The sequence below is a fragment of the Nocardia sp. NBC_00416 genome (assembly GCF_036032445.1).
Classification (GTDB): Bacteria; Actinomycetota; Actinomycetes; order Mycobacteriales; family Mycobacteriaceae; genus Nocardia.
On sequence record NZ_CP107932.1, the window covers coordinates 3,491,577 to 3,509,449 of the forward strand.

A 17,873-nucleotide genomic window follows, 5' to 3' on the forward strand; every position below is an offset into this window, starting at 1 on the left:
AGTAGTCCAGCCGACCGACACTCCAGGAGCACCGTAACCGCACGTCGCCCGGCATACTCACCGGACCCGGGCCACACCGTCCGGGCGGTGTGCGAGCGCTCGGAAGCCTCGCAGTGCGGGCATCCGGTGCGCCGGTCGCGGTAGGGCGGACTCAGCCGGCGACGAGCGACTCCGGGTCCTCGACGAAGGCCTTCGCCGCATCGGAGGCCAGACCCAGGGCATCCCGGGCCCAGCTCATGGGCGCGCCGGCCAGACCGCATGCAGGACTCACCGTCACCCGCCGAGCCAGTTCGCTGCGGGGAAAACCGAGGCGGTCGACCAGACGTGCCCCGGGTTCGGCGATCTCCCGCCAGGTCACCGCGGCGGTGGGGCGGGCGGTGGGTACCAGCCCGAGAATCAGATGTTTGCCCCGGTCCAAAGCCTCGCCGAGGGCATCGAGACCGGCCGTGCCCGATACGGTGGCGAGGTCGAACCCCAGTGCGACCGCCGAGGACCGGCCGAGGAAAGCCAGCGGCGGCGGGCTCGCGCAACTGTGCACCATCGTCGGAACCCGCTGCGCCCCCAGCACCGTCTCGAGGATGGCCAACGCTTCCGGCTCCGGCACCGCCGCGACCGTGTTCAGCACGCTCGCCCCGCGTAGCGAGCCGTCCAGCACGGCTCCCAGCGAAGGTTCGTCCACCTGGAGAACCACCTCGGTCTCGAGGCGGGTCCCGATTTCGGCGATATGCGCGATCAGGCCCTCGGCCAGCGATTCGGCGAGATCGCGCACCGCGCCGCGGTCGGTCAGCACCCGGTGCCCGCCGGGCAGTTCCACCTGCGCCGCCAGGGTCAGCGGTCCGGCGGCCTGGACCTTGACCGTCCGCCCCGACCCGCGCAGTCCGGCGTTCTCCCACGCCTCCTGAAGGGCGTCCAGATCGGTTCGCAGCAGATCTTTGGCACGCCGCGAGGCCGAGCCCGGCCGGGCGGCCAGCCGATAACCGCGCACGGTGGTGTCGAAACGCATATCCACCAGCAACGCCGACACCCGCCCGACCGTGTCCGCGCCCACCCCGCGGGCCGGCAGTTCGACCAGATGCGGTAGCCCCGCGAGCTCGCCCACGATCACCGCCGCGGCCTCCCGGGGATCGGTGCCCGGCCAGGACCCGACCCCTGTCGCCACTCCGGCCGGAAAACCGGCCGGAGTCATTGTGATGCGCCCGCCGGAGCAGTACGTGAGGTGGCGGTGATGGTGCCGCTGCCGATCACCGCGTCGCCCGCGGCGTCCGGCCGGTACAGCACGATGGCCTGACCACGCGCGACACCGCTCAGCGGTTCGCGCAGGCGTACCGCGAGTCCGTCGCCGACCGCTTCCGCGGTGGCGGGCGCGGTGCCGCCGTGCGCCCGGACCTGCACCACGCAGTCGACCGGTTCGCCGGGCGCCGTGCCGCTGGTCCAGATCGCCTTCCCGGCCTCGATCGACCACACCTGCAGGTCGTCTGCCGAACCCACGTGCACCGTGCCGGAATCGGGGTCGATATCGGTGACATAGCGGGGTTTGCCGTCGGGACCCGGTCCGGGCAGGCCCAGCCCCTTGCGCTGCCCGATGGTGAACCCGTGCACACCGTCGTGGCGGCCCAGTTCCGCGCCGCCGGAATCGACGATCGCACCGGGCCGGATGCCGATCTTCGCGCCCAGGAACGCCCGGGTGTCGCCGGAGGGGATGAAGCAGATGTCGTGGCTGTCCGGTTTGTTCGCCACCGCCAGACCACGCTCGGCGGCCTCGGCCCGGATCTGCGGTTTCGGGGTGTCGCCGACCGGGAACATGGCCCGCGACAGCTGCTCGGCGGTCAGCACCGCGAGCACATAGGACTGGTCCTTGTCCGCGTCCACGGCCCGGCGCAGCTCACCGTCGGAAAGCCGGGCATAGTGCCCGGTGACCACCGCGTCGAAACCGAGCGCCACGGCACGATCGGCGAGCGCCGAGAACTTGATCTTCTCGTTGCAGCGCAGACACGGGTTCGGCGTCTCGCCCGCCGCGTAGGCCTCGACGAAATCGTCGATCACGTCTTCTTTGAAGCGGTCGGCGAAATCCCAGACATAGAACGGGATCCCGAGCACGTCGGCGGCCCGGCGGGCGTCACCGGCGTCCTCTTTCGAGCAGCAACCGCGCGAACCGGTGCGCAGAGTTCCCGGCGCGGTCGACAGCGCCAGATGAACCCCCACCACTTCGTGCCCGGCGTCGACAGCTCGTGCCGCCGCCACTGCCGAGTCCACTCCACCACTCATCGCGGCGAGTACTCGCATACGCTACGCACCTCCTCTCGCACCGGCCAGACCCGCGGCCCTGGCTCGTTCCACCACTTGCGGCAATACATCCAGCAGAGCATTGATATCGGAATGCCGGGAGGTATGTCCAAGGGAAAACCGCAGCGAACCGCGTGCTTCCCGGGACCCGACCCCCATGGCGATGAGCACATGACTCGGCGAGGCCACCCCAGCGGTGCACGCCGAACCGGTCGAACATTCGATTCCCGCGGCGTCCAGCAGCATCAGCAGGGAATCGCCTTCACACCCCGGGAAGGTGAAATGGACGTTGCCCGGCAGCCGCCGTTCGTCGTACGGGCCGTTGAGGATCGCCTCCGGGATCGCCCGGCGCACACCCGAGATCAGCTCGTCGCGCAGCGCGGTCATCGCCCCGGACCGGGCGGGCATCTCCACCACGGTCTCCCGGAGCGCGGCGGCCAGCCCGGCCACAGCCGCCACATCCGAGGTCCCCGACCGCAGATCGCGTTCATGCCCCCCGCCGTGCAGCAGCGGTACGCAGGGCACCTGCCGTCCGAGCAGCAACACCCCGACCCCGTGCGGCCCGCCCAGTTTGTGGCCGGTGAAACTCGCCGCGGCCAGCCCGCAGGCATCGAAATCGATGGGTAGCTGCCCGGCCGCCTGCACCGCGTCGCTGTGCATCGGCACCCCGGCCGCCTGCGCGATCGCGGCCAGTTCCCGGATCGGCTGGATCGCGCCGACCTCGTTGTTCGCCCACATCACGGTGACCAGCGCGACCTCATCGGCGCCCTCGGCCAGTTCGGCGCGCAGTGTCTCGGGAGCAACGATTCCGTCGGCGTCCACCGGCAGCCAGGTGACCCGGGCCCCTTCGTGCCGTTCCAGCCATTCCACGGCGTCGAGCACCGCGTGGTGCTCGGTGGCGCCCGCCAGGATCCGGGTACAGCGGGTGTCGGCGTCGCGGCGCGCCCAATAGATGCCCTTGACCGCGAGGTTGTCGCTTTCCGTTCCACCGGAGGTCAGGATTACTTCCGACGGTCGAGCGCCCAGATCCGCGGCGATCGATTCCCGCGCCTCCTCCAGCCCGCGCCGGGCCGCCCGGCCCGATCCGTGCAGTGAGGACGCGTTTCCGACCTGCGCGAAGACAGCGTTCATCGCCTCGATCGCGGCGGGCAGCATCGGTGTGGTCGCCGCATGATCGAGGTAGACCGTAGTGGGCACACCGCTGACAGCACCCGGGAAAGACGACTTCATGACCGACAAAGCCTATCCCACCGTTGACCTGGGCATCTTTGGGGTCTCCCCCCTCTTTCTACAATTTTTCTACAAATTCCACACGATTCATAACAGTGCAGGCACCACCGACATTCCTGGATTTACTTGCCCGGATGACAGAGATGGCGCCGGCATAACCGTGGCCTTGAACGCCACAGACTGTGCCGTCGGGCCAGATGGGCCCACCCCGGGAGCAGCGAAGTTGGAGCCGACTGACCAAGTGGGGTTTCCCATCCCGCTGGTGGAAGGGAAATGGCGTCTGTCACTCCGCACACCACGCCACGCGGAATACCCGGGGGGCACTGCCGGGGTTTATATGACCGGTGCCCACGGGGCGTCCTGGCCCTGTTCTGATTCCACCCTGGACGGATGCCGCCGTGGGTTTGGACCGGGCCGAACAGACCAAGGAGTGAATGAGCTTGGCACAGGCGCCAGAGACCCGGGCGGGCCTCCGCCGCTGGTAGTCCTCATGGTCGTTCGAGGTCCATACACGGAGTCGTCTCGTTGCGGTAGGTTCGCCGAATAGTCACGTGTCACCGATGTCGGACCCTCCCCGCGCGTGCGGGGCCGACTACCTTCCGCGAACCTGGTCCGCCGGTAGAAGACGATCCAATGCTGGGACCATCCCCGCGCGTGCGGGGCCGACGAGCTCAGGCCGCAGCCGTCGCACCGGTGCCGCGGACCATCCCCGCCCGTGCGGGGCCGACACCAGGCCGTACTTCCATCTTGTTCGGATCGGTAGGACCATCCCCGCCCGTGCGGGGCCGACGTGCACGACGACAAGATGCCCGGCGCCGACCGAGGACCATCCCCGCGCGTGCCGGGCCGACATCCTGCTCGGCGCGATGCTGGTCTACTCGGGTGGACCATCCCCGCGCGTACGGGGCCGACGCCGTCTCCTCGTCCGGCACCCGATCCTCGGCCGGACCATCCCCGCGCGTGCGGGGCCGACTCCAGCTCCACCACGGACCGCTTCTCGCCGTCCGGACCATCCCCGCGCGTGCGGGGCCGACACGGCCTGGTCGTGGTTGTCCTTGCCGGTGGTTGGACCATCCCGCGCGTGCGGGGCCGACCAGTTGCGAATCGTGTGGGCACGTGTCCAGCGTGGACCATCCCCGGTGCGTGCGGGGCCGACGTGCGGCCGCCGCCGCCGGTGAGCACGAACGGAGGACCATCCCCGCGCGTGCGGGGCCGACCACCTCGGGAACCCTGGCGTCACCTGGGAGGCTGGACCATCCCTGCGCGTGCGGGGCCGACATCGGACTCGACGAAGAAGAACACTCCAAGTCAGGACCATCCCCGCGCGTGCGGGGCCGACAGCTCGCGCCGCCGGTAGAGCAGTTCACCGACCGGACCATCCCCGCGCGTGCGGGGCCGACGCACTCGTCCGAGAGCTGGCGCTCTCACCTGTGGGACCATCCCGCGCGTGCGGGGCCGACACGAGCGTGTCCGGAAACTCCCTCAGGCTCATTGGACCATCCCCGCGCGTGCGGGGCCGACTTCGCGCCCAACGCTCCATCGGAGCGGTTGAAAGGACCATCCCCGCGCGTGCGGGGCCGACACCGTGACCGGCAACCTGACCGCCGATCCGGACCGACCATCCCCGCGCGTGCGGGGCTGACGCCGGCCTAGAGCGAGTGTGCAGAGCAGCAGCGGGACCATCCCCGCGCGTGCGGGGCCGACAGCGGGTCATCGTGGCGATACCGTCGCTGTCGCGGACCATCCCCGCGCGTGCGGGGCCGACCGGAGGGGCGCCAAAGACCTGTTGAACGGTCAAGGACCATCCCCGCGCGTGCGGGGCCGACCCTCTGCGTCTGTGTGGTCGTGTCCTGCGCCGAGGACCATCCCCGCGCGTGCGGGGCCGACCTGCTGAAACTGCTGGGCGATCGCAAGGGCACGGGACCATCCCCGCGCGTGCGGGGCCGCCAGTACTTCATCTATGGACCGAAGCCCCATCGTGGGACCATCCCCGCGCGTGCGGGGCCGACCGGGCAATCGGACGGTCCGGCACCCGATCAGGAGGACCATCCCCGCGCGTGCGGGGCCGACGAACGGGGGATCGGTCGGGTACTCCAGCCACAGGGACCATCCCCGCGCGTGCGGGGCCGACCGGCCAAGGGTGAGACCCCGTCCGGGTCGCGGCGGACCATCCCCGCGCGTGCGGGGCCGACGGCGCGGCAATGGTGCTGTGGAACGCCGCCACAGGACCATCCCCGCGCGTGCGGGGCCGACTCCTCCGGTTCGTCGTGGTGGCCGCCGGCGAGCGGACCATCCCCGCGCGTGCGGGGCCGACGCGCTGGCCTGGCCTGGCCTGGTCGGGGCACATGACCAGGACCATCCCCGCGCGTGCGGGGCCGACGGGTCCTCGATGTAGGACCAGCCGCCGGCGGTGGGACCATCCCCGCGCGTGCGGGGCCGACCAGCGGCGGGGCCTGCGGGTCGGTCAAGACCGGGGACCATCCCCGCGCGTGCGGGGCCGACCACATGGGCGGAGTTCAGTGCGATCACCCGGGTGGACCATCCCCGCGCGTGCGGGGCCGACGAGACACCCGCGTAGCTATCGCATCGTCGGTCAGGACCATCCCCGCGCGTGCGGGGCCGACATCGGTAACGGCCACAACCTGGGCATGATCAGCGGACCATCCCCGCGCGTGCGGGGCCGACATGCCCCAGTTGTTCCGCAGGTGCGGGAGCTTCGGACCATCCCCGCGCGTGCGGGGCCGACCTAGTGGCCACCGCCCGGGCAGCCGGAGTTCAAGGACCATCCCCGCGCGTGCGGGGCCGACGCCTGAGCGGCCCCGCTGCCCCGAGCACCCCGCGGACCATCCCCGCGCGTGCGGGGCCGACGCTACGGTGATCGCGAACACGAACGCTGCGAGCGGACCATCCCCGCGCGTGCGGGGCCGACATGCCGTAGGGATCGATGTCGAGATCGATGAGCGGACCATCCCCGCGCGTGCGGGGCCGACATCCCGTTGGCGATCGGTTCCCATCCGCAGCCCGGACCATCCCCGCGCGTGCGGGGCCGACGTCACCCTGTCGGAGACCGGGCAGGGTCAGAAGGGACCATCCCCGCGCGTGCGGGGCCGACAGACAGCAGGCGCAGCAGCAGAAGCGCCGCGTAGGACCATCCCCGCGCGTGCGGGGCCGACGAACCCGACCAGCGCCGAACCGACCATCTTCGCGGACCATCCCCGCGCGTGCGGGGCCGACCCGCCCCGCCTGCGCCGCGAGATCCGCAGCCAGGGACCATCCCCGCGCGTGCGGGGCCGACCGCGCTGCGTGCGCGGTTGCGGCCGCGGGCCTCGGACCATCCCCGCGCGTGCGGGGCCGACCCGCCCCGCCTGCGCCGCGAGATCCGCAGCCAGGGACCATCCCCGCGCGTGCGGGGCCGACCGCGCTGCGTGCGCGGTTGCGGCCGCGGGCCTCGGACCATCCCCGCGCGTGCGGGGCCGACGTCGTAGGGAGCTCCGTGCCACATGCGACACAGGGACCATCCCCGCGCGTGCGGGGCCGACTTCGGCCGCGATCTCTTCGTCGGTGGCCTGGTCGGACCATCCCCGCGCGTGCGGGGCCGACCGTCGAGAGGGTGTTGTGCAGAACCCATGCCGTGGACCATCCCCGCGCGTGCGGGGCCGACCCCCAGGCCCTGGATCGGGGCCAACAGGTACTCAGGACCATCCCCGCGCGTGCGGGGCCGACCTGTGCCCGTTAGGATCGCGGCGGTGCGCCGCAGGACCATCCCCGCGCGTGCGGGGCCGACGCCGCAATCGCGGCAGGTGTGAACGGTGCGGAAGGACCATCCCCGCGCGTGCGGGGCCGACCAATGGCCAGGCTGTCTGCTATTTCACTCCGCGGGACCATCCCCGCGCGTGCGGGGCCGACAGCGACAGCGCGGGCGAGGTGATGAAAGACCTCGGACCATCCCCGCGCGTGCGGGGCCGACCCGCGGTTAAGGAACAGTGGGTCGATTACGCGGGGACCATCCCCGCGCGTGCGGGGCCGACCGGGTTCACGACCGGCGCGGGTGGTTTCGACGGGGACCATCCCCGCGCGTGCGGGGCCGACCCGGAGGGGCAATGACGAACGGGCCGACACGGTGGACCATCCCCGCGCGTGCGGGGCCGACGCCACCACTGCCAGCGCTTGACCTCACCGAGCAGGGACCATCCCCGCGCGTGCGGGGCCGACCGACTCGTCGGTCTTCACCGTGAGCCGCCGGTCGGACCATCCCCGCGCGTGCGGGGCCGACAGGATGATCTAGTGGAAGCCTCATCGCTCGGCCGGACCATCCCCGCGCGTGCGGGGCCGACATGGACGGGTTCGTGCTCAAGCCGATGGATCGGGGACCATCCCCGCGCGTGCGGGGCCGACGAAATCGCAGCGATCCATGAAAGCGCCGGCGGAGGACCATCCCCGCGCGTGCGGGGCCGACACTTCTTTACCTGCGTGTTTGTTCGCCAGTCGCGCCTTTTTCATTCACTTCGGTCAGCGCGCTGCTGTCAGCTGCGTGGCCTGGCCTGGATCCTGGTTCTGTTGGGTCTTGGAGGGAGTCTTTCCGGGGCGCGGTGGGTGTTCTCGGGCGGGCAGAGAGGAGTAGTCCGTCGAAGTCGGTAGGGCGCCAGCGGTCGCGGCCGGCAGTGCGGACGGCCCAGCCTTGTTCGTTGTTGGAGGGTTCGATCATGACGGCCTGGCCGACGCGGACCCGGTCGGCGAGTAGTTCCCAGAGGCGTTCTCGTACACGTCGGCTGGGTTTGCCGACGAAGACACCGGCATTTACTTCGACCATCCATCGGGTGAGATGGCCACGAAGGCCTGGCGCGACCGCGATGAGGACGATGACTGTCACAGGTTCACCATTCGACCGGGGTTTCGAGTTCGGGTCCGATGATGGTGATCTGCTGGTCGCCAAAACTGGGTTGCATGAGGTCGGCTTCTTTGTCTGCCCAGTTGGTGCCGCCCTCGACGGCGCCGACTTTCTCATCCCACAATTGCGGTCCGGAGGGATCATCCTCGGCCCCGGTGGCGTCGAGCAGTGTTCGGACGTCGTTGACGACCCGTGGAAGCAGTTGTCGCTCGGCAATGAGGTCGCGGAGTCCCAGTCGGGCGTCGCGTTCTTCGGTGAGTTCGTCAGCGATGAGGTCGAATGCGAGGGGGATGGTGTATTCGGCCTTGTACAGGTCGGCGATGTCGAGGACGAACGACATCGCCGATCCGGTGTGGACGAATCCGAGACCGGGGCTGGCTCCGAGACCGACGATGACGGCGTGGCAGATTCCGTAGAGGGCGGCGTTCGCGGCGGAGAGAACACGGTTGAGGTCGTCGCCGGTGGCGTGGGCGTCGCCGGCGATGTATTTGCGGCCTTGCCAGGTGATGCCGGTTCGCGAGGCGTGCTCGCGATAGATGCGTCGGATGCGAGTTCCTTCGCGGCCGCGGAGCTGCTGCATGGTCAGGTCGCTGACGGTTTCGCCGGGGAACCGCATCGAATACATGGCGCGGGCGACTTTCAGCCGTTCTTTGGGCCGGGTTACCAGGTGTGCCTGCTGCATCAGGAGTCCGGCGCCGCGGGACGGGCCGATCCCTGCGGCGTACATGCGTACTCCTTGTTGCCCGATCCAGCAGATTGTGGTGCCCGAATCGGCGAGGAGTGCCGCGGCGGCATGGGTGATGCGGGTGCCGGGTCCCAGCAGCATGGCCGCGACCAGCGCTGCGGGGACACGAACGGTTTCCTTCTTGTTGATCACCACCACGGCGTTCTCGTCGCGGTCGATATGGGATCGTTCGACGTAGACCGTGGATATGCGGTCTTGGAGTCGGTGCAGATCGTGGGGGTGGGCTTTCCACCAGATGTCGGGCATATCAGGCCGATGGAATCGGTGCGAGAGTGAGCAGCCCACATCCATATGCTTTGGAAGGTCCGATACCGGCGAGGAGGGTGGCGGTGAACCGCTCGCGGTCGGTGATCTCCAGGTGGCCCTCGAAGGTAGCGGTGTGGATTGTGACCCGAGACCTTCCCATGTTGTCTCGATCGGGGTGCCCGAAATTCAGTCGTTGACGCGCGCTGATCAGGATTTCGGGCGCGGACTCGTCCAGCTCGATTCCAGGCAGCTGCGGTTCGAACTCGGTGGAGGGGATCCGGAACCCCCACTTCTGTGTCCGATCCAGAAACCAGGACAGTTGCGCCGCCGCTGTCCGGTGGCCGAGCCGCAGCGACCTCGGCCGGGGTCGCTGCGCTTCAGGCTTTTGCGTTCCGGCTTCGACCCGGGCAACCTGGGCTGCTGTGCTTTTCAGCGGGGTTTTGGTGTTCTGTACTGGGCTTGCGGTGACCCGGAAGGCGTAGTGGTGTCCGCGGTCGAGCTTGTCCAGAAGGGGACGGTAATCGGCGATGTCGGCGTGTTCACCGTCGGCTCCGGGCCAGCCCGCATTTTCGATCAGGTGGGACCAGTCGGGCTTTGTCTGAGTCAGCGCGTACAGCAACGGTCGGTGTGGATTGTCGGTGTCCAGTCGCCACAGGATGCGCTCACCGGTGGCGTCGCCGGGGACTCCGTGCAGGACGGCGCTGTGCATAGCGCGGGGGTTGGCGAGCAGTTTCCGGCTCTGCGCCCGCAGTGGGTTGATGCGGATGCGTGAGAGGTAGGTCATGGGGCGCCTTTCACCAGTCCAGGAGGGAGAACGGATCGTGGCCGACCGGTGGCACGCTGCTACCGGTCTCGGCGGCGTCGGGCTCGGGGAATCCGGTCGGGATCTGCACGGTGGTGTGTCGCACACGGCGCTGCATATACCTGCGATCGCGAAGGCCGAAGGAAACGGGCACATCCTGGCGGGTTTCGCCGCCAGCGGGATCGTCGATGGTGACCGGCAGATGCACGAAAGCTGGTTTGGTGCCGCGCAGGTGGCCGGCGCGGGCTGCTGTGCTGGCCTGCCATGGGTGCGAGGACAGTGCGGTGAGCAGTTCCGAGGTGGGTGTGCCTGCCAGGATCGGTTGGGTGGGCGGGCAGCTACGCCGTCCGAGTGCCAGTGGGAAGGCCGGCCGCTTGACCGCCGCAGCCAGTTCGCGGACGGTATCGGGTGGACCGGCGAGCCCGACCAGGAACGCAGCGTCTTGTAGATAGTAGCGGTGCGTGACGTGGGTGTATTTCGCTGGTGTGGTGGGCCGTTGGTTCCCTTTCGCGTTGACTCCGCTTTGTTTCAGCGGCTGTCCGCGGTAGTCGGAGACGGTGTGGAAGTCGCGGAGCAAGGTGCCGGGCTGGTCGGTGCGTACTCCCATGGCGAGTCCGGTCAGGGTGCTGAGATCGGCGCCGCGCTCGAGGCCGAGTGCTGCGGCGAGGAGGCCGACGACTCCGGATTTTGTCGGTTCGGTCCGGGTTTCGCGGCGGTTGAATTTACTGTTCTCGCCCCAGGACTGGAGAGGTGCGGCCAAGCGGAGCAGCAGGATCGAGGTGTCGGTGGATGCGGTCATCGGCTCAGGTATCCGCGCAACTGTTCGAGCAGTCCTTGGCGGAGTTCGGTGATTGTTACCGCGGCACCGAAGGCGGTTTCCAGGTCTTTCTCGGTTTCGGGGCCGAAGGCGTGCGCGAACGCGGCGTGAGCGGGTTTGTCGCCCCACATTTCGATGCTGCGTCGCTGTTCTTCGGCCAGCGCGCGGGCGGAGCGTTCGGCGATGCCGCCTCGAGGTGCGGAGATCGGATTCTCGAATGCCGAGACGAGGTTGACGGGTTGGTCCTCCCGGACCACGACCGCGACCAGGGAGGGCAGGGTGCGGTGGGCGAAGGAGTTGCCGTAGCCGGTGGGCATGGAGCGGGCGAAGCTGTCGACGAAGATGTCGATCGCTTCGAGCACCGCGTCTGGTTCGCCGAGGTTGTGGTGTAGCTGGTCGAGTCCGATGCTGGCGTACCGGTAGAGGGTGGCGGAGTTGAAGCCGATCGAGCCGATCATCCCCGCGGCAGGGTCGGCATCGTTCTCGTTCGCATCGTCGACGGCGGTGTAGTAGTCGAACTCGGCTTCAACCGCGTGTGTGGAGATGGCATGTGCCACCTGGGCTGCAGCGTCGACGTTGAGGGCGGGAATATCGGCGACCATGCGTCCAAACAGAGCGACGTCTATGGGGTGGTTCTGAGTGAACTGGTCGGCGACCGGCAGGTCCTTCATGGCCTTCTCGAGCGCTTGGTCGTCGAGCGCCGCGAGTTCGTCTGCTCGACCGGCGACCAGGTCGACCACTGCATCGAGTTGGCGGTTGCCGACGAACAGCAGGTAGGCGGTGTTGCCTGCTTTCTTCCCCGCGGCGATGCCGACCGGGGCAAGAACGGCAGTGCCGAGGCGTGCTGCGGTCTCCGCGTCGAGAGAGGCACGTTCCTTGAGCCGTTTGGCCAGTTCGGCTGCGACCTTGCGAGTGCGGGTCCCGAGGTCTTGCTTGGGGACACGGTCTTCGAATCGCATCCGTGCTGCCCGCTTCCAGGCTTGCGAGGACACGCGGGAACGACGGACGCCGCCGTAGACGGCTTCCTTCGGGTTTCCCTGGTCGTCGCGATTGAGGTTGGCCGGCGGAACAGTCTGCAGAATGTGTATATCGATGCGTACGTGCTGAGCCATGTCAGGTGCGTCCTTTGGTCTGAGTTGATGTGCGGCAGAGGTGTCTCGGTCAGCCGGTGGTGGACTCGGCGGGCTTTTCCCATCGTTGATAGCCCCGTGCCCAGGCTTTTCGGACGCGCTGCCGCCCGTCAGGCCAGTGCCAATCGTCGAGGTCGCGGAGCAGTCGGTCGTAGTCCAGCCCTTGTTTGATATCGCGGAGTTGCGTGACCAGCCCGCGTAACTGGTAGGTCAGCGTCGACACCGAAGTCGAACTCACCATTGCGGATACACGGCGGTCCACTGCGTCGGAGCTGTACTTCTCGTGACCACGCAAGACCCGCAGGGCGAAGCCGAGTCCGACGCCAGGAACGTGCATCAGGGTCTTCTGGGACTGTTGATGCAACCCGAACAACGCCAGTGCGGCATGTTCGGCGTGCTGGTCGGCAGTCACGCCGCCAAAGCGTTCCTGCTTTTCGTTGTCGTCGGGCGCGATGGTGTAGAACGGCCACATCTTGGGAACTGTCAGCGTTTCACGGCCGAGGCCTGACCGCAACGCGGCAAGATGTTCGCCCGGCGGCAGCTCCTGCCTTGCGGTGCCTTCGCGGTTGAACCTGTTCCAATATTTCTGAGCCATATGTCTATTCCTCCTCGTGCGGCCGTTTGCGCAGAGCGGATGCTCGGCCGAGGGTGTCGTTGACCGAGGTGTGAAACCGGTTCGCCGCCAGTCCGAGTTTGTAGTGGTGTTCCTTGCTGCCCGATTTCTCGCTGCGGCCGTTGAACGCGGCTGCGGGGAGGGCGAACAGCGGTGCAGCGCAACGATGAACCGCGTCGAAGGCCATCAGCTCCCATGCCTCGCGTCCGCGGGTGAGTTTGTCCTCATCACGGGAGTCCGCCGTTACGCCTGCCAGGAGTCGCCGGACCAGTGGATCGAGGGCAGTGAGTAGCTGCTCTCCCGGCCGCATCCCCTTGTTCCACGGGATCGGGTCGGCGCCCACGGATCGGCGCAGATCGGCAGAGAGGTGGTTGATCGCGTTGACCAGCTGTTCGGCCTGCATCGCGGCGTCTATGACCACCTCGTAGGCGAGCCCCTTACCTCGCAGGGATGCCACAGGCACAGACACGACGTCATGGATCAGTTCCTCGATCACCGCGGACTGGTTGCCGTACACGATGCCGAAAGTCTCTACCTGCAGCGGATAGTCGACATCGATGATGCCCTCGGCGTCCAAACCTGCGATCTGATCGATCAGCTCACTGGTCTGCGCCGCGCCGTTCTCCTTCTCCAGGGCCAGCAGCGCGTCCAGTCCACGCCAGGCCGCCTTGCCCGCCGTGTGCCGCAACGGACGTAGCGGAGCGGCACCGGTCCGTTTATCGGGCTTGTCCTTCCGCCACGCGGTATGGGTTTCCCATACCGGCACACCAACACTGAACCGGTCCCCCGCGGACACCACCACTCGTGAGACAACGAGACCGTCCTGGGTGGACTCGGCCATCAGCCGGATCCGCCGTGACTGCCACGTCCACAGGTCCAGCACGCTCTCCGGGGCGCGAATCTTCCACTGCGGACCGAGAGGATCTTTCGCCCAGTGCGGGGTGCCCAGTCGCTTCTGAATACCGATCGGGGTGTTCAGAAGTAAAGTGTCGTAGAGGGTTCGCCCGACCGGCATCACCACACCCAGCTGCCCCAGCGGGCCCGTGGGGTTGCCCGACGTTTTGCCCGTTTTATCAGCATTCGGGTCACCGATTACACCGGTTTTGATGGCCGCGGTGTCCCAGCATTGCGTATGGAGCATCCAGCGCACGGCGGCATCGAGCGACAACGGCAGGGCGTCGGCCTCGGTCCGTGTCGCGAACAACGGGACGTTGTTACCTGAGGGCGCTGTGGCCACCAGCAACGCGGCCCCCTTGGTTTCACCTTTCTTCGTCCGAAGACCAGCGACCTGGCCGAACGGATGCACCGGATGCAGTACGTCGAACCGTTCGTCATACTCGACCAGATATGCGTCGAGCGCCTCGACCTCCGCGGCGTCGAAGCATCCGCGGTCGAATCGCTGCCCCCACTCTTGTCGAGAGCGCGGCGACCCGAGCGCATGCAGCACGATCGGCAGCAGCAGTTGACGCAAGATCGCCGGCAGCATTGTCGGCACCTCCACATCGATGCTGACGATCCGATGGCTGTTCACCAACGCGCGCCACACCGGAAGCGCCTCGACAGAACCGTCGTCGAACCTGCAGGGCAACAGCGGAACTACCCGAATCAAGTCGCCTTCGTTCACGCTCTCATCCATTCGATAATGAACAATGTTTAGGGTCTTTCGGAGAGTACTTCACTCGTCTGTCCGGCGGTATGGAAAACTCGAGCCATACCTGCCGGTTTGTTCCGGCAGGTATGGTCCAGAACAGTGTTTGGGCTCCCAGTCGGCCCCGCAGCGGCGGGGAATGGCGCGGTGACGTACTTTCCGTACTCACCGCGTCACTCGACACGTAGGCCGAGTTTTTCTTTGTAACGAACCCTGGCCTCGCCGACCGTCGCCCGGCTGTCGCGGTCGAGGACCAGTGCACGGCTGTAGCGCAGCCATGGGTGATCCCGCCAGCCGTCCAGCGTTCTCAGCGACTCCATTCCGGATCGGGTAAGTCGCGTCGGCAGCCGAAGTGTCCCGCCGAGAACGTCGTCGAGAACCTCGGCACCGACCTCACCGTTCGGCCCGAGCCGGCGCCCGTTCTCGGCGCGGTAACCGTGGTCGTCCTGCCGTACCAGGATCACTTCGATCGATTCCTCGCCGTCACGGACGCGGACGTCATCGTCCTTGACGTACTCCCCGCGGTGCAGGCCCTCCAACGTCGGGTACTCGTGCTCGCCGAGCCGGGTCAGCACGAACTGTGCCGCCGTGTCGGCCCGCTTCTGTTGATCGGCGATCCATGACTGCGACGCGTCCGCGACTTCGGATACCCAGGCTTGAGGGGTCGTCACCTGCCCGTCGTAGGCGGCGGCTACCAGCTCGGGGACCTGGGCAGGAACCTTCCATCCTTCTCCTGCGGCCTGCAGAACTGCTGCCGCGCTGCACAGTAGTGGGTATCGCCCATAGATCGCTTCGCTGCCACCGTCGAACTGCGGCGGACCGTCTCCGCGGGGAGTGAAGCCGGTGACTATCACGGTCGGCTCACACAGCCCCGGGGGACGGATGACTCCGTCATGGCGGTGCATGCGTCCGATCCGTTGCAGCAATAAGTCCATCGGCGCCAGATCGGTGATCAGCAGGTCAGCGTCCACGTCGAACGATTGTTCCGCGATCTGTGTGGCGACCACGATGGACAGAGGTCGTTGCACCCCATCTTTTTTCGGGCCCAGGACAGAGAGACATTCCTCGGTCACCGTGGCGCGCTCGCGGATGTGCATCCGCGCGTGCAGCAGCCGCACTGCAGACCCGAACACAGACGTCAGCTCCTCGTAGACCTGCTGGGCCCGGTCGACCGTGTTGCGGATGATCAGCACGCAACCACCCTCGGACAGGCGATCGCTCAGCAGCTCGGTGATCGACCTTCCTTCCTCAAGCACCTGGACGTTGACCCGCAGGGATGCGGCCCGCCAGGCCGGTGCGGCGGCCTGCTCGACCACCGGGCTACCCGAAGTGTCCGCCCACGCCGTGGTCACCCTCGGATACCCCGGTTCCGCCTCGACCACGATCGGCTCGAGTTCCTCGGCGCCGCGGGCCCCAGCCAGGTAGGCGCTGAGCAGCCGCTTGCGTTGCTGCGTCGGCAACGTAGCCGACAACAGGATGACCGGAACTCCGGCCTGGCCGAGCCAACGCAGCCCCTCCACGAGGAACTCCGACATGTACACGTCGGCCGCATGCACCTCGTCGAGAATGACGACCTTCCCTGCCAACCCGGCCGTCCGTAGCATCACATGCTTGGTCCGCGTCGCCGCCAGCAACAATTGATCGATCGTGCCGACCACGAAGGGTGCCAGCAATCCTCGTTTCGCTCCGAGGAACCATTCGGCCGGCACCGTTCGAACGGGCCTCTCCCACGTGCACGGGTCGAACTCCGCACAGCCATAGGGGTCATCGAGCCCGAATTCGTCCTCGCCCACACTCGCGAACTCCGCATCCCCACCCTGAGCGGACTCGACGAGCCCTTGCCACTCCGCGTTGAAGCGACGCTTGCCGTGCAGCAACGCAACCCCGCCCGCAGCATTGGCGTCCACCTTCGCCACCCACGCTCGCACCTGCGTGAACATCGGGTCACTGGTCGCCTGGGTAGGCATCCCCACGAACACCCCGTCGAACCCGAACCGCGCCGCCAGCACCTCCGCACACAGCAACGCCGTCCGCGTCTTACCTTCCCCCATAGGCGCCTCCACGATCATCAACCCAGGACGCGCCATCCGCGCCGCACACTCGATCGCCACACGCTGTGACGCTCGCGGTAGAGCACCGAATCGCGACTCGAAATCGTCGGCCGAAGGCTCCGGAATCCGGCCCCATCCGCGAGCCAGGCCGATTGCTTCCCATGCCTTCTCAGCTCTCGCGCGTGCCCCTTTGACGCTGACCTGGTCCAAACGATCAAGGCCCGGGAAGTGCTCCCCACTCGCGATCCAATCGGCCATTATGATGAACCCGCTCAATGCCAACTGCAGCGCTCGCGACGGCACACCCCGCGGCTCCAGATCAGAAAGCTCGCCACACCCCAGCGCCCGGGTATACACCGCTAGCAACGCTCGCTGAGCCTTCGGCCAATCACCTGTACCCCGCAACTCAAGCTCACGACGCCAACCCGGCCCCAATTCCCCCAGCGACGGAAACTGCCCGTGGTGCCCGGCTACCAACGGCCACAACCAGTCTCGTTGCTCAGCACCCCACCCGGCCTCCTGAAGCAGGTCCTCCAGCACCCTCGCCCCGGCATTCTCGTGCCTCCACCGTCTTGCTTTGACCGCGCGCTCATCCCAACCGAGCCCAACGCTGCGGACCGCAGCGGCACCGTGACGGTCCACGGACTGAAACGCAGGCGTCGCCTTGCCCAGATCGTGCACACCACATAGCCATACGAACAACCGCCGACCCGCATCAACACCGCCGGCAACCAGTGACACTTGATGACGGACCGACTCCGCCAAGTATCTATCCCAGATCAACTCTGCAACAGCTGCCGTATCCAGCAGATGCGAAAGCAACAGATTCACCGTGCCACCAGCACGACCAGCAGACTTCCCCCAAATAGCGCCCAACCATGCTTCTTCGGAGCCAGCCAAGTCCGGGCACCCAGCCGACCTCACGTCCCCATCCACAGTCATGGCGCCACCATAAAAAGACCCACCGACACAAACAGCGGCTGACACAACGCCGGTCGCACCCCTATGCCCCGAACATCAGTCACCGACAGCTGATTTCGTCGCTACCGCGCCGTGCCGCCGGTCACGGAATAGCACTGGACTCCGGAACCCTTTAGCGAACCAAGATCAACATGTGGTGCTATGAAGAACCATATGCACCCTCTGCAGAGCGTTCCAGCAACCATCTATCCACAGTCCCAGCGAAGTGAATGAAAAACAGCCACCCAGCACGAAAATGGCCAGTTCAGGAAGTGCCGGCCCCGCACGCGCGGGGATGGTCCGCCCGGTCGCGGCCGGGGTCGACTTGATCGGCAGCCGGCCCCGCACGCGCGGGGATGGTCCGTCGATCAGCAGCACGAACGGGTGACCCGTCCAGCCGGCCCCGCACGCGCGGGGATGGTCCGCCACCGATCACCTGGCCAACTACTGGCGGATGGCC

The 17,873-nt window shown here is 67.6% G+C and carries 11 protein-coding genes and 2 CRISPR repeat arrays; all 11 genes read right to left on the bottom strand.

The window, feature by feature from the left end; all coding sequences use genetic code 11:
• Positions 1-151: 151 nt before the first annotated feature.
• On the bottom strand, positions 152-1,186 hold the full coding sequence (locus tag OG804_RS14705; RefSeq protein WP_328397834.1) for a methionine synthase: 1,035 nt from the start codon (positions 1,184-1,186) through the stop codon (positions 152-154).
• Positions 1,183-2,283 (bottom strand): tRNA 2-thiouridine(34) synthase MnmA, encoded by a 1,101-nt coding sequence (mnmA, locus tag OG804_RS14710; RefSeq protein WP_328397836.1) that lies wholly within the window; start codon positions 2,281-2,283, stop codon positions 1,183-1,185. Before mnmA ends, OG804_RS14705 begins: the two co-directional genes overlap by 4 nt.
• 3 nt (positions 2,284-2,286) lie before the next feature.
• A complete protein-coding gene (locus tag OG804_RS14715; protein WP_328397838.1) occupies positions 2,287-3,513 on the bottom strand; it encodes a cysteine desulfurase family protein in 1,227 nt (408 codons plus the stop codon).
• Between the two features lie 565 nt (positions 3,514-4,078).
• A CRISPR array of direct repeats spans positions 4,079-4,548; the repeat unit is 28 nt; unit sequence GGACCATCCCCGCGCGTGCGGGGCCGAC.
• 154 nt (positions 4,549-4,702) lie between these two features.
• A CRISPR array of direct repeats spans positions 4,703-7,969; the repeat unit is 28 nt; unit sequence GGACCATCCCCGCGCGTGCGGGGCCGAC.
• A 6-nt stretch (positions 7,970-7,975) separates the two neighbouring features.
• A complete protein-coding gene (cas2e, locus tag OG804_RS14720) occupies positions 7,976-8,383 on the bottom strand; it encodes a type I-E CRISPR-associated endoribonuclease Cas2e (RefSeq protein ID WP_328397840.1) in 408 nt (135 codons plus the stop codon).
• A 4-nt stretch (positions 8,384-8,387) separates the two neighbouring features.
• Positions 8,388-9,392 (bottom strand): type I-E CRISPR-associated endonuclease Cas1e, encoded by a 1,005-nt coding sequence (gene cas1e / locus OG804_RS14725; protein WP_328397842.1) that lies wholly within the window; start codon positions 9,390-9,392, stop codon positions 8,388-8,390.
• 1 nt (position 9,393) lies between these two features.
• Positions 9,394-10,176, bottom strand: coding sequence for a type I-E CRISPR-associated protein Cas6/Cse3/CasE (gene cas6e / locus OG804_RS14730; protein ID WP_328397844.1), 783 nt, complete (start codon positions 10,174-10,176; stop codon positions 9,394-9,396).
• Between the two features lie 10 nt (positions 10,177-10,186).
• Positions 10,187-10,993 carry a type I-E CRISPR-associated protein Cas5/CasD gene (cas5e, locus tag OG804_RS14735; protein ID WP_328397846.1) on the bottom strand — a complete coding sequence of 269 codons (807 nt, stop codon included), beginning with the start codon at positions 10,991-10,993 and terminating at the stop codon, positions 10,187-10,189.
• Positions 10,990-12,123 (bottom strand): type I-E CRISPR-associated protein Cas7/Cse4/CasC, encoded by a 1,134-nt coding sequence (gene cas7e / locus OG804_RS14740; RefSeq protein WP_328397848.1) that lies wholly within the window; start codon positions 12,121-12,123, stop codon positions 10,990-10,992. Before cas7e ends, cas5e begins: the two co-directional genes overlap by 4 nt.
• A 49-nt stretch (positions 12,124-12,172) precedes the next feature.
• Positions 12,173-12,736, bottom strand: coding sequence for a type I-E CRISPR-associated protein Cse2/CasB (casB, locus tag OG804_RS14745; protein ID WP_328397850.1), 564 nt, complete (start codon positions 12,734-12,736; stop codon positions 12,173-12,175).
• A gap of 4 nt (positions 12,737-12,740) precedes the next feature.
• Positions 12,741-14,378: a type I-E CRISPR-associated protein Cse1/CasA gene (gene casA / locus OG804_RS14750; RefSeq protein WP_328397853.1), complete on the bottom strand. Its 1,638-nt coding sequence runs from the start codon at positions 14,376-14,378 to the stop codon at positions 12,741-12,743.
• 197 nt (positions 14,379-14,575) lie between these two features.
• Entirely contained in the window at positions 14,576-17,395 is a 2,820-nt protein-coding gene (cas3, locus tag OG804_RS14755; protein ID WP_328397855.1) for a CRISPR-associated helicase Cas3', read from the bottom strand.
• Positions 17,396-17,873 lie beyond the last annotated feature (478 nt).

What these genes read in the sequence shown, in the direction of transcription:
- cas5e (WP_328397846.1), bottom strand. Translation starts at nt 10,993, where the DNA reads ATGACCGCATCCACCGACACCTCGATCCTGCTGCTCCGCTTGGCCGCA.
- cas3 (WP_328397855.1), bottom strand. Translation starts at nt 17,395, where the DNA reads ATGACTGTGGATGGGGACGTGAGGTCGGCTGGGTGCCCGGACTTGGCT.
- cas1e (WP_328397842.1), bottom strand. Translation starts at nt 9,392, where the DNA reads ATGCCCGACATCTGGTGGAAAGCCCACCCCCACGATCTGCACCGACTC.
- OG804_RS14715 (WP_328397838.1), bottom strand. Translation starts at nt 3,513, where the DNA reads ATGAAGTCGTCTTTCCCGGGTGCTGTCAGCGGTGTGCCCACTACGGTC.
- cas6e (WP_328397844.1), bottom strand. Translation starts at nt 10,176, where the DNA reads ATGACCTACCTCTCACGCATCCGCATCAACCCACTGCGGGCGCAGAGC.
- cas7e (WP_328397848.1), bottom strand. Translation starts at nt 12,123, where the DNA reads ATGGCTCAGCACGTACGCATCGATATACACATTCTGCAGACTGTTCCG.
- casB (WP_328397850.1), bottom strand. Translation starts at nt 12,736, where the DNA reads ATGGCTCAGAAATATTGGAACAGGTTCAACCGCGAAGGCACCGCAAGG.
- OG804_RS14705 (WP_328397834.1), bottom strand. Translation starts at nt 1,186, where the DNA reads ATGACTCCGGCCGGTTTTCCGGCCGGAGTGGCGACAGGGGTCGGGTCC.
- mnmA (WP_328397836.1), bottom strand. Translation starts at nt 2,283, where the DNA reads ATGCGAGTACTCGCCGCGATGAGTGGTGGAGTGGACTCGGCAGTGGCG.